This is a genomic window from Streptomyces sp. NPDC050546 (assembly GCF_044457425.1).
GTDB lineage: Bacteria > Actinomycetota > Actinomycetes > Streptomycetales > Streptomycetaceae > Streptomyces.
Genome location: NZ_JBITGX010000014.1, coordinates 1 through 12,035, shown reverse-complemented (window position 1 = coordinate 12,035; position 12,035 = coordinate 1). Strand labels below are relative to the sequence as shown.

Genomic DNA, 12,035 nt, shown 5'->3' with positions numbered 1-12,035 from the left:
ATGGCAGAGCCAGCCGTAAAGATCCCGGACGCGAAGGTCGCCCTGTCGACGGCCTCGGTCTACCCGGAGTCGACGGCCACGGCCTTCGAGATCGCCGCACGCCTCGGCTACGACGGGGTCGAGGTCATGGTCTGGACGGACCCCGTGAGCCAGGACATCGAGGCCCTGCGCAGACTCAGCGACTACCACCAGATCCCCGTCCTGGCCGTGCACGCGCCCTGCCTGCTCATCACGCAGCGCGTCTGGTCCACGGATCCCTGGACCAAGCTCCAGCGGGCCCGTGCGGCGGCCGAGAAGCTCGGCGCGAGCGCCGTCGTCGTGCACCCGCCCTTCCGCTGGCAGCGCCAGTACGCCAGGGACTTCGTCGCGGGCATCTGGCGCATGGCGAACGAGACGGACGTGCGCTTCGCCGTCGAGAACATGTACCCCTGGCGCTACCGCGACCGCGAGATGCTCGCGTACGCCCCCGACTGGGACGTGACGAAGGACGACTACCGGCACTTCACGATCGACCTCAGCCACACCGCGACGGCACGCTCCGACGCCCTGGACATGGTCGACCGCATGGGAGACCGCCTCGGCCACGTCCACCTCGCCGACGGCAGGGGATCGGCCAAGGACGAGCACCTGGTGCCCGGCCGCGGCACCCAGCCCTGCGCCGAGGTGCTGGAGAGGCTCGCCCTGACCGGCTTCGACGGGCACGTCGTCATCGAGGTCAACACCCGCCGTGCCATGTCGAGCGCGGAGCGGGAGGCCGACCTGGCGGAGGCGCTGGCCTTCACGCGCCTGCACCTGGCCTCGGCGGTGAAGGTGCCGCGACGATGAACGACCGGCCCCCGGGCGGGCCCCCGGCCGAAAACGGCACAGAAGAAGGCACAGAAAAAGGCACAGAAAAAGACACAGGGAAAGACACAGGAAAAGGCACCACCGCCCGCCGCCGGGGCCGCCCCCCGCGCGCGGAGTCGGCCGACACCCGGGACCGCATCCTGACCTCCGCCCGGGAGGAGTTCTCCGAGCGCGGCTACGAGAAGACGTCCGTGCGCGGCATCGCCAAGGCGGCCGGCGTCGACCCGGCACTCGTGCACCACTACTTCGGGACGAAGGAGCAGGTCTTCGAGGCGTCGATCACCCAGTCCTTCGCCCCCGCCATCGAGGCACCGAAAGCCATCGAGGAGGGCCCGCTCGACGGCGTGGGGGAGCGCCTGGTCCGCTTCTTCTTCGGTATCTGGGAGACCCCGGCGACCCGCGCGCCCCTGCTCGCCATCGTCCGCTCCGCCGTCACCAACGAGACCGCGGCGGCCGTCTTCCGCCGGATCGTCGCCACCCAGGTGCTGCGCCGCATCGCGGACCGCCTGGACCTGCCGGACGCCGAACTGCGCGCCGAGCTCGCCGCCGCCCAGCTCGTGGGCACGGCCATGCTGCGCTACGTCATCAAGGTCGAACCGCTGGCCTCGGCGGACCCGGAGCAGATCATCGCGCGGCTGTCCCCGGTCGTACAGGGACACCTCACCGGCCCCTGAGCGATCCACGCCCCCCTGCCGGGAGCCATCCACGACCGCTGCCGGCGAGACATCGCATCCCGCATTCCGGACACTCCGTCCCGCCCTCTGGATGACCGGCGTACGCTCGATAGCAGTCAGAATTCTCCGATACCTCTGACAGCCGTATCCGAAGGAGCGAGCGACGATGCCCGAGCTGAGGTCCCGCACAGTCACCCACGGCCGCAACATGGCGGGCGCCCGCGCCCTTATGCGGGCTTCCGGTGTACCGGGTGCGGACATCGGCCGCAAGCCGATCATCGCGGTCGCCAACAGCTTCACCGAGTTCGTGCCGGGCCACACCCACCTCCAGCCGGTCGGCCGGATCGTCAGCGAGGCGATCGTCGAGGCCGGCGGCATCCCGCGCGAGTTCAACACCATCGCGGTGGACGACGGCATCGCCATGGGCCACGGCGGCATGCTGTACAGCCTCCCCTCCCGCGACCTCATCGCGGACTCGGTCGAGTACATGGTCGAGGCTCACTGCGCCGACGCGCTGATCTGCATCTCTAACTGCGACAAGATCACCCCGGGCATGCTGAACGCGGCCCTGCGCCTCGACATCCCCACGGTGTTCGTCTCCGGCGGCCCGATGGAGTCCGGCCGCGCCACGCTGGTCGACGGCACGGTCCGCACGCTCGACCTGGTCGACGCGATCTCCGACGCCGTGAACGACAAGATCTCGGACGAGGACATCCTCCGCATCGAGGAGAACGCCTGCCCGACCTGTGGCAGCTGCTCCGGCATGTTCACCGCCAACTCGATGAACTGCCTCACCGAGGCCATCGGCCTCTCCCTCCCCGGCAACGGCTCGGTCCTGGCCACGCACACCGCGCGCAAGCAGCTCTACGTCGACGCGGCGAACACGGTCATGGACATCACCCGCCGCTACTACGAGCAGGACGACGACACCGTCCTGCCGCGCAGCGTCGCCACCTTCGCGGCCTTCGAGAACGCCATGGCCCTCGACATCGCCATGGGCGGCTCGACCAACACGATCCTGCACCTGCTGGCCGCGGCCCAGGAGGCGGGCGTCCCCTTCGGTCTGGAGGAGATCAACGAGGTCTCCCGCCGCGTCCCCTGCCTCGCCAAGGTCGCCCCGAACGTCGCGAAGAACCGCACGTACTACATGGAGGACGTGCACCGCGCGGGCGGCATCCCCGCCCTCCTCGGCGAACTGCACCGCGGCGGCCTGCTCAACGAGGACGTGCACTCGGTCCACAGCCCGACCCTGGCCGACTGGCTCAAGACCTGGGACGTGCGCGGCGGCTCCCCGTCCCCCAAGGCCCTCGAACTGTGGCACGCGGCCCCCGGCTGCGTCCGCTCCGCCGAGGCCTTCTCCCAGTCCGAGCGCTGGGAGGCCCTCGACGAGGACGCCGAGGGCGGCTGCATCCGCTCCGTCGAGCACGCGTACTCCAAGGACGGCGGCCTCGCGGTCCTCAAGGGCAACCTCGCGGTCGACGGCTGCGTGGTGAAGACGGCCGGCGTCGACGAGTCGATCTGGACCTTCGAGGGCCCGGCGGTCGTCTGCGAGTCGCAGGAGGAGGCCGTCGAGAAGATCCTGCTGAAACAGATCACGGAGGGCGACGTCGTCGTGATCCGCTACGAGGGCCCCAAGGGCGGCCCCGGCATGCAGGAGATGCTCTACCCGACCTCGTACCTGAAGGGCCGCGGCCTCGGCAAGGCCTGCGCCCTGATCACCGACGGCCGTTTCTCCGGCGGCACGTCCGGCCTCTCCATCGGGCACGCCTCGCCCGAGGCGGCGGGCGGCGGCACCATCGCCCTCGTCGAGGACGGCGACCGTATCCGCATCGACATCCCGAACCGCACCATCGAACTCCTCGTCGACGACGCCGAACTGACCCGCCGCGAGAAGGCACTCAACGGCGTCTACGCCCCGAAGAACCGCGACCGCAAGGTCTCCGCCGCCCTGCGCGCCTACGCCGCGATGGCGACCAGCGCGGACAAGGGCGCCGTCCGGGACGTGTCGAAGCTCGGCTGACCACCCCGGGGCCGCCCCGCAAGGGCAAGGCGGCGGCCCCTACCACCCGGCCGGATCACGCCCGTCCACACCGAAGACGGTGCCGTCCGGAGCGCCGACGTAGACATGGTCGTCCACGACCACGGGCTGGGGCAGCGTGGCCGGCACCCGGTCCGACTGATCCGCCAGCCGGGGAGACGTCTGCCCGACGAGCTTCCCGCGCCGCCCGTCGACGGCGAGCAGCCGCCCGTCCGGCGTGGTGACGTACACGTACCGATCATCGGCGACCGGCACGGACCCTCGCGCGACACCGGTCTGCAGACTCCACAGCTGCTTGCGCGCCTTCAGATCGACGGCGACCAGCCCCCCGCCCTCCGCCATCAGATGGACGACGTCCCCGCGCACACTGCCCTGAACCCCCTGCAACGGGATACGCAACGGCACACGCTCGGTCGTACGCCCCTCCGGGCTGTACCGGACCACGGCCCGCGCTTCCCCGCGCACGGCATCCTCGGAGACGAACACGACCCGCCCGCCCACCGTCCCGATCGGCTCCAGGGCCCCTTCCAGCCGCGCGTCCCACCGCACCGCGCCCGTGCCCGGGTCCACCGCGGTGACCGTCGTACCCGACCCGTCACGGGACAGGGTCGCCGCGTACGCCAGCGGATCACCCGGGAACGACACGAAGTACGGCACGTCCTGCCCCGGAATCCGCTGACTCCACTTCACGTCCCCGGAGGCACTGTCCACACCCGTGACCGTGCCGTCGGCCGCGGTGAGCAGCACCATCCCGCCCACGGCCTGCACCCCGCCGGACATGGACATGGCCTGCCGCCGAACCACATCCCCCGAGTCCGGATCCAGCGCGGTCAGCCGCTCCCCGTGACCGAGCCCGCCCAGCACCAGGCCACCCGACACGACCGGAGCCCCACTCGGCGGCCCCTCGGCTGCGATCCCCTCCAGCGGGTACTTCCACAGCAGACGCCCGTCGGCCGGATCGAGAGCGAAGACCAGCCCGCTCTGCGCGCAGAGCAACTTCCCGGCCGCGTAGGAACACAGAGGAGTGCCCGTCCTGGACAACGGCGCAGCCGTCCACGCGGTGAAGGCGGCAGCCGTGGTCCGCGGCGCGCTGACCGCGGGCGCCGGAGCGGAACCGCCCCCGAGCAAGGGCACCGCCGCGAGCGCGCCGACGACGGCCAGCCCAAGTGCCCCGGCCCCCAGAGCGGCCCGCCTGCCAAGACGCAGCCTGGCCCGACGCGGCCCCGCGACGACCACCGCCGCACCCGCACCCGCTGCCTCACCCGCACCCGCACCCGGCGTCTCACCCGCACCCGGCGTCTCGTCCCCGCGCTGCGCCGGTATGAACACCTGCGTGTCGTACGACGCCGCCACCGACCGCAGTTCCCGCATCAACTCGTCGGGCGAGGGCCGGTCCTCGGGCTCCTTGGCGAGACACCGCAGCACGAGCGGCGCCAGCTGTTCCGGTACGCCGGCCAACTCAGGCTCGTCGTGCACGACCTGGTAGGCGACGACGTAGGGACTGTCGGAGTCGAACGGCCCCCGCCCGGTAGCCGCGTGCACCATCACAGAGCCGAGCGCGAAGACATCGGCGGCGGGCCCCACTTCCCTGGGCCGCCGGAACTGCTCGGGCGCCATGAACGGCGGCGTACCGATCAGCTTCCCGGTCTCGGTCCGCAACTCGCTGTCCTTTGGCCGGGAAATGCCGAAGTCGATGACCTTCGGCCCATCCTCGGCGAGCAGGACATTGCTCGGCTTCAGGTCCCGGTGCACGACCCCGACCCGATGGATGTCGCGCAGCGCCTCAGCGAGCCCGGCCATCAGCCGCCGCAACTGGGCCGCAGCCAGGGGCCCGTTCCGCTTCACTTCCTGGGCCAGCGTCGGCCCAGGAATGAACAGCGTGGCCATCCAAGGCCGCCCGGCCTCGGGATCGGCATCGACAACGGGCGCGGTAAACGCCCCGCTGACCCGCCGAGCGGCAGCCACCTCCTGCCGGAAACGCCCCCTGAACTCGGGGTCCTCGGCGAACTGCGCGTGCACGACCTTCACGGCCACCTTCATCCCGGAGGTACTCCGGGCCAGATGGACGACACCCATGCCGCCCGAGCCCAGACGCTCCTCGAGCCGGTAGTGACCGGCATGTTCAGGAAGTTCCGCTTCCGGGCCCGCTCCGGCGTTTCCCTGCGCCGCCATGGAACCACCCCCGTGCTGATCGTCCGCGCGCGCGACGCACGGAGCCTAGTCGATGACTCGTACGAGACAGAGGCGGCTTGCTAGCCTCCGCTGGCGAATCACGCACAAGTGTTTGGTGGCGTGATTCAGGGGAATCAACGGGACCCCATGGCTGCCATGGGGTTCAACGGGGGAGGTTTTTCATGTCTGTAGAACAGGTCAGACCCAGCACCGCCAAGCCGGTGGTCACCACACTGGCCGCCGCGGCCACGTACTACTCGATCGCACCCGGCGTCAGCCTCAACGTCCGCAGCGGCCCCGGCACCGGCTACCCGGTCGTCAGGACCCTGTCGGCAGGCGCCCGGGTAGCCATCCACTGCCAGACACCCGGCACCCGCGTCACGGGCCCGTACGGCACGACCACCATCTGGGACAACATCGCGAGCGGCCAGTACATCTCGGACGCCTACGTGAACACCGGCAGCGACGGCTACATCCGCCCCCGCTGCTCCTGACCCGCACCACCCGCCCGCGTGCGGCCCGCCCCCACTGCGGGCCGCCCGCGGCCGGGGCGGACACCGCGACCCGCGACGCACCCGCACCCGCGTACGGCCCCGCCCCACCCCCGGCGAGAGTGCGCTACGCGCACCCCCACCAAAGCCCCGCAGGCCGCCGCAGGCACCCCACAGCCAAGCGCGATAATCGCCCTGTGAGCGCAGAAAACGGCACCCCACCCCCCGGCCCGACCCCCGACCCCATCCGCTTCTTCGGCACGACCTGGCTGAACCACGACAACGGCTACACCCCCCGCCGCATCGCCGTAGCCATCGGCTCACTGGTCACCGCGGCAGCGGCCTGCCTGGTCCTCCGCCTCGCCTACCAGGGCCTCCAGATCGCCGCGATCGGCGGCTTCGTCTCGCTCCTCATGATCGTGATGTTCGCGATCTGCAGCGCGATGGCCTTCCGCCACACCTGGGACGGCTTCACCCGCCGCCCCGACCCCGACCGCCAGGCATCCCTCCGCGGCCTCCTGGCCATCGGCTTCGTCGGCTCCCTCCTCGCGTACTTCTTCCGTTCCCTCACCGAGGCCCCCGGCGAGAAGCTCCACCGCGGGGAGTACGAGGCAGCCCGCAAGCGACACGAGAAGAGCACCACCCGCCGCTCGGGCAACCCGTCGAAGAAGCGCCGATAACCCGCCCCCTCTCACCGAAATCTCACCGCGCCCCACCCCACCCCCGGCCACGATGGCCCTATGACCACACCTCCCTCCGCCCACCACCCCACCCCCGGAGCCGACACCACCACAGAACCCCTCACCACGGAACCGCTCACCACAGAACCCCACCCCACCCGCACCACCCGCACTGCCCGGGCCCACTCCTTCAACACCGCCGCAGCCCAGTACGCGGCCAACCGCCCCTCCTACCCCCCAGCCCTCCTCGACGCGATAGAAGACCTGGCCGGCCACCCCCTCCCCGGCTCCCGCGTCGCAGACATCGGCGCAGGCACCGGCATAGCCACCGCCCTCCTGAACGCCCGAGGCGCGGACGTCGTCGCGGTGGAACCCGGCGACGGCATGGCAGCGCAATTCCGCCGCACCCTCCCCGCCATCCCGATCATCCGCGGCACCGGCGACGACCTCCCCCTGGCCACCGCCTCCCTCGACTTCGTCACCTACGCCCAGGCCTGGCACTGGACCGACCCCGCCCGAGCCGTCCCGGAGGCCCTCCGCGTCCTGCGCCCCGGCGGCGCACTCGCCCTCTGGTGGAACACCGACGCCCTGGACGTCCCCTGGATCGCCGAGGCAGCCGCCCGCACAGGGCGCCACTTCGGCATCGACATCTCCGCCGAGAAGCGGAACGTCAACGCCCGGGCCGCCGATCCCACCGGCCGCCTCGACTTCACCCGCCGCACGGTGCGCTGGAGCCGCCGCGTCCCGGTCGACACCCACCTCGCCAACCTCGCCAGCCACTCGGTCTTCCTGGTCCACGACGAGGAACACACCGCGTCCTTCCTCGCCGCGGAACGCGAGCACCTGCTCAGGGCCTTCCCGGACGGCTCCGTCGAGGAGGTCTACGAGGTGGTCCTGCTGCTCGCCAAGACCCCGGCCTGACCCCCTGCTTGACGCACCCCGCAGCCGGGAGCATTATTCATCACATGATGAATAATGCTCCCGGCCCACCATGCTCCGGCGTGAACACGACCCCGGACCCCACGGCCGTACACGCCGAGAACCTCACCGTCACCCGCGGCCCCCGCACAGTCCTGCGAGCCCTCGCCTTCACCGTCCCCCGCGGCCAGATCACCGGCCTGCTCGGCCCCTCCGGCTGCGGCAAGTCGACCCTGATGCGCTCCATCGTCGGCACCCAGGCCAACGTCACCGGCACCCTCGACGTCCTCGGCCACCCCGCCGGCCACCCCACCCTGCGCACCCGCATCGGCTACGTCACCCAGGCCCCGTCCGTCTACGACGATCTCACCGTCCGCCAGAACCTCGACTACTTCGCCGCGATCCTCGACCCCGGCCGCGCCGCAGCCGACCGCCGCGACGATGTCGATCGCGTCCTAGCCGACGTCGACCTCACCACCCACGCCGACGCCCTGGCCGGCAACCTCTCCGGCGGCCAGCGCAACCGCGTCTCCCTGGCCGTCGCCCTCCTCGGCACCCCCGAACTCCTGGTCCTCGACGAACCGACCGTCGGCCTCGACCCGGTCCTGCGCCGCGACCTGTGGAGCCTCTTCCACGACATCGCGGCCAGCCGCGGCGCGACCCTCCTCGTCTCCTCCCACGCCATGGACGAGGCCGAGCGCTGCCACCGCCTCCTCCTCATGCGCGAGGGCGAGCTCCTGGCCGACGACACCCCCGACGCCCTGCGCACCGCCACCGGCGCCGAGACGGTCGAGGAGGCCTTCCTGCACCTGGTGGACGAGGCGAAGGCGGCACCCCGCCCGAAGGAGACGACGCGATGACGACCACGTCCACCCCGACCCCCACCTCACCGAACACGTCACCGAAAGCCTTGAGCGCGGCCCGCACCACCGCCACCACCACCCGAGTCCTGCGCCAGCTCACCCACGACCCGCGCACCATCGCGCTCCTGATCCTCATCCCCTGCGTGATGCTGTTCCTGCTCCGCTACGTCTTCGACGGCAACCCCCGCACCTTCGACAGCATCGGCGCGTCCCTCCTCGGGATCTTCCCGCTGATCACGATGTTCCTGGTGACCTCCATCGCCACCCTGCGCGAACGCACCTCGGGCACCCTCGAACGCCTCCTCGCCATGCCCCTCGGCAAGGGCGACCTGATCGCCGGCTACGCCCTCGCCTTCGGCACCCTCGCGATCATCCAGTCCGCCCTGGCCACGGGCCTCGCGGTCTGGTTCCTCGGCCTCGACGTCACCGGCAGCCCCTGGCTCCTGCTCCTGGTGGCCCTCCTCGACGCCCTCCTCGGCACGGCCCTGGGCCTCTTCGTCTCGGCCTTCGCGGCCTCGGAATTCCAGGCGGTCCAGTTCATGCCGGCGGTGATCTTCCCCCAGCTCCTCCTCTGTGGCCTGTTCACCCCGCGCGACACCATGCACCCCGTTCTCGAGGGCATCTCCGACGCCCTCCCCATGTCCTACGCCGTGGACGGCATGAACGAGGTCCTCCACCACACCGACATGACGGCCACCTTCGTACGCGACGTCCTGATCGTGGCGGGCTGCGCCCTCCTGGTCCTGGCCCTGGGCGCCGCGACCCTGCGACGCAGGACGGCGTGAGCCGGGGCCACCCGACATCCGGTCCACCCGACATCCCGCCCACCGGACACCCGAGCCACCCCGCCCTCCCCGATGCGACGATGGACACCGGACGACGCACCCCCGGAGGCACCCCGCGCCATGACCCAGAAAGTCGCAGTCCTCGGCACCGGCAAGATCGGCGAAGCCCTGCTCAGCGGAATGATCCGCGCCGGCTGGAACCCGGCCGATCTCCTGGTCACCGCCCGCCGCGCGGAACGAGCCGAAGAACTCCGCACCCGCTACGGCGTCACCCCGGTCACCAACCCGGAAGCCGCGAAGACCGCCGACACCCTGATCCTCACGGTCAAACCGCAGGACATGGGCACGCTCCTCGACGAACTCGCCCCCCACGTCCCCGCCGACCGCCTGGTCATCAGTGGCGCGGCCGGCATCCCCACCGCCTTCTTCGAGGAGCGCCTCGCCGCCGGCACTCCGGTCGTACGCGTCATGACGAACACCCCCGCCCTGGTCGACGAGGCGATGTCCGTCATCTCCGCAGGCACCCACGCCACCGCCGACCACCTCGCCCACACCGAGGAGATCTTCGGCGGCGTCGGCAAGACGCTCCGCGTCCCCGAGTCCCAGCAGGACGCCTGCACCGCCCTCTCCGGCTCCGGCCCGGCCTACTTCTTCTACCTGGTCGAAGCCATGACCGACGCCGGCATCCTCCTCGGCCTGCCCCGCGACAAGGCCCACGACCTGATCGTCCAGTCCGCCATCGGCGCCGCGACGATGCTCCGCGACAGCGGCGAGCACCCGGTCAAGCTCCGCGAGAACGTCACGTCCCCCGCCGGCACGACGATCAACGCCATCCGCGAACTCGAGAGCCACGGCGTACGAGCCGCCCTCATCGCCGCCCTCGAAGCCGCTCGCGACCGCAGCCGCGCCCTGGCCTCCGGCAACAACAGCTGAAGCACCCGGGGGCGGGCCGACCACCCGCCCCCGCGGCACATCACGCCGGAAGCAACCCGATCGCGCGATAAGCGGCATCCACAGTCGGCCGGGCCATCCCCCGCGCCCGCTCCGCCCCGTCCCGCAGCACGCGCTCCACATACCCGGGGTCCGCGCACAACTCCTTGTGGCGCTTCTGAACCGGCCGAAGCACTTCCACCACAGCCTCAGCGGTGTCCTTCTTCAGATCCCCGTACGACACGTACGCGCCGCTCAACCTCTCCGGCTCCTCACCCGCGCACGCGGCGAGAATCTCCAGCAGATTGGCGAGCCCCGGCCGGGCCTCCGGGTCGTACACGACCTCCCGGCCGCTGTCGGTCACCGCCCGCATGACCTTCTTCCGCACCACGTCCGGCTCGTCCAGCAGATAGACGATCCCCGGCCCGACGTCGTCACTCTTGCCCATCTTCGACATCGGATCCTGCAGATTCATCACCCGAGCCGCGACGTCGGGACGCGTGGCCCGAGGCACCACGAACGTATGCCCGTACCGCTGGTTGAACCGCACGGCGATATCCCGCGCCAGCTCCACATGCTGCCGCTGATCGTCCCCGACCGGCACCTCACCGGCCCTGTAGGCCAGGATGTCCGCCGCCATCAGCACCGGGTAGGTCAGCAGCGACAGCCGCACACTCCCACCCCGCCGCTGCTCCCGCGCGGCCTTCTCCTTGTACTGGATCATCCGCCGCATCTCACCGTCGGTGGCGACGCACTCCAGCACGTACGACAGCCGAGCGTGCTCGTCCACATGGCTCTGCACGAACACCGTGCACACATCCGGATCCAGCCCTGACGCCAGCAGCAACGTCGCCGCCTGCCGACTCAGCCGGCGCACCCGCGCCGGATCATGCTCCACGGTCAGCGCATGCAGATCGACGACGCAGAACAAGGCATCGGCCTCGTGCTGGTCGACGGCAGCCCACCGCCGCATGGCTCCCAGGTAGTTCCCCAGCGTCAGATGCCCCGTCGGCTTGACCCCGCTGAAGACCCGTGTCATCTCTCCTCCACCTCCTGGCCGGGACCGCCGCCCCGGGCGGCCGCCCCTCGGTGGTTCCGGAGGGAGAAACAACAACGGCCGCCGAAGCGGCGGCCGTTGAATGCATACGTGAGAGCGGCCGCCGTCAGGCGGCCCACCAGAGCTGGCTACACGTACGCGTCGTCATGCACCCCACGCTACGCCTCCGGAGTGCCGCCCGCCCTCGAGTTGACACGCCCAACCCCCATCCGTAGTGTTCTCCGAGTTGCCCGACGTGAGCGCCGACTCCGGTCGGTCCCCGGGCAGCCACTCCGGAAGTACCAACCACTCTTCGACGCGCAGTACACCTGTCGTCGTTTCATTGGTATGCGTATTTACGGAATGAGGAATCCCCGTTCGAAAGGACGAGGCCCCCGATTCGCTCGGGAGCCGGGGAATCCGCTAAAGTCTCACTCGTCGGAACGGCCCAACAGCCGCAAAGACAACCCCCACTGACTGGGGATCAGGCCCGAAAGGATCTGATAGAGTCGGAACCGCCGGAAAGGGAAACGCGGAAGCGGGAACCTGGAAAGCACCGAGGAAATCGGATCGGAAAGATCTGATAGAGTCGGAAACGCAAG

Annotated in this window: 10 protein-coding genes and 1 pseudogene; 9 read left to right on the top strand and 2 right to left on the bottom strand. The window is 70.6% G+C overall.

Annotated elements, in window-relative coordinates:
• The 3 genes from ACIBK5_RS30565 to ilvD all read left to right on the top strand — a co-directional run bounded on the left by ACIBK5_RS30565 (position 1) and on the right by ilvD (position 3,540).
• Complete coding sequence (locus tag ACIBK5_RS30565; protein WP_399024497.1) at positions 1-825, top strand: sugar phosphate isomerase/epimerase family protein; 825 nt, start codon at positions 1-3, stop codon at positions 823-825.
• Positions 822-1,520: a TetR family transcriptional regulator gene (locus tag ACIBK5_RS30560; protein ID WP_399024495.1), complete on the top strand. Its 699-nt coding sequence runs from the start codon at positions 822-824 to the stop codon at positions 1,518-1,520. Before ACIBK5_RS30565 ends, ACIBK5_RS30560 begins: the two co-directional genes overlap by 4 nt.
• Before the next feature lie 166 nt (positions 1,521-1,686).
• Positions 1,687-3,540: a dihydroxy-acid dehydratase gene (gene ilvD / locus ACIBK5_RS30555; RefSeq protein ID WP_399024493.1), complete on the top strand. Its 1,854-nt coding sequence runs from the start codon at positions 1,687-1,689 to the stop codon at positions 3,538-3,540.
• Between the two features lie 39 nt (positions 3,541-3,579).
• On the opposite strand, the gene ACIBK5_RS30550 is transcribed toward ilvD, so the two are convergent.
• Positions 3,580-5,730 carry a PQQ-binding-like beta-propeller repeat protein gene (locus ACIBK5_RS30550; RefSeq protein WP_399024491.1) on the bottom strand — a complete coding sequence of 717 codons (2,151 nt, stop codon included), beginning with the start codon at positions 5,728-5,730 and terminating at the stop codon, positions 3,580-3,582.
• Positions 5,731-5,912: 182 nt separating this feature from the next.
• Here ACIBK5_RS30550 and ACIBK5_RS30545 point away from each other — a divergent pair, with 182 nt between their 5' ends.
• From ACIBK5_RS30545 to proC, 6 genes and pseudogenes are all read left to right on the top strand, one after another.
• A complete protein-coding gene (locus tag ACIBK5_RS30545) occupies positions 5,913-6,224 on the top strand; it encodes an SH3 domain-containing protein (RefSeq protein ID WP_399024489.1) in 312 nt (103 codons plus the stop codon).
• Between the two features lie 194 nt (positions 6,225-6,418).
• A complete protein-coding gene (locus ACIBK5_RS30540; protein WP_399024487.1) occupies positions 6,419-6,901 on the top strand; it encodes an EamA/RhaT family transporter in 483 nt (160 codons plus the stop codon).
• A 60-nt stretch (positions 6,902-6,961) separates the two neighbouring features.
• Entirely contained in the window at positions 6,962-7,822 is an 861-nt protein-coding gene (locus tag ACIBK5_RS30535) for a class I SAM-dependent methyltransferase (protein ID WP_399024484.1), read from the top strand.
• 44 nt (positions 7,823-7,866) lie between these two features.
• Positions 7,867-8,676, top strand: a pseudogene (locus ACIBK5_RS30530) (ABC transporter ATP-binding protein); the annotation flags it as partial.
• The gene (locus tag ACIBK5_RS30525) at positions 8,676-9,467 is read left to right on the top strand and encodes an ABC transporter permease (RefSeq protein ID WP_399024482.1); all 792 of its coding nucleotides are present in this window, start codon (positions 8,676-8,678) and stop codon (positions 9,465-9,467) included. The pseudogene ACIBK5_RS30530 and the gene ACIBK5_RS30525, both read left to right, overlap by 1 nt.
• 120 nt (positions 9,468-9,587) lie before the next feature.
• Complete coding sequence (gene proC, locus ACIBK5_RS30520; RefSeq protein ID WP_399024480.1) at positions 9,588-10,400, top strand: pyrroline-5-carboxylate reductase; 813 nt, start codon at positions 9,588-9,590, stop codon at positions 10,398-10,400.
• Between the two features lie 40 nt (positions 10,401-10,440).
• Here the strand turns inward: proC and trpS are convergent, their stop codons facing one another.
• A complete protein-coding gene (gene trpS / locus ACIBK5_RS30515) occupies positions 10,441-11,436 on the bottom strand; it encodes a tryptophan--tRNA ligase (protein WP_399024478.1) in 996 nt (331 codons plus the stop codon).
• Positions 11,437-12,035 lie beyond the last annotated feature (599 nt).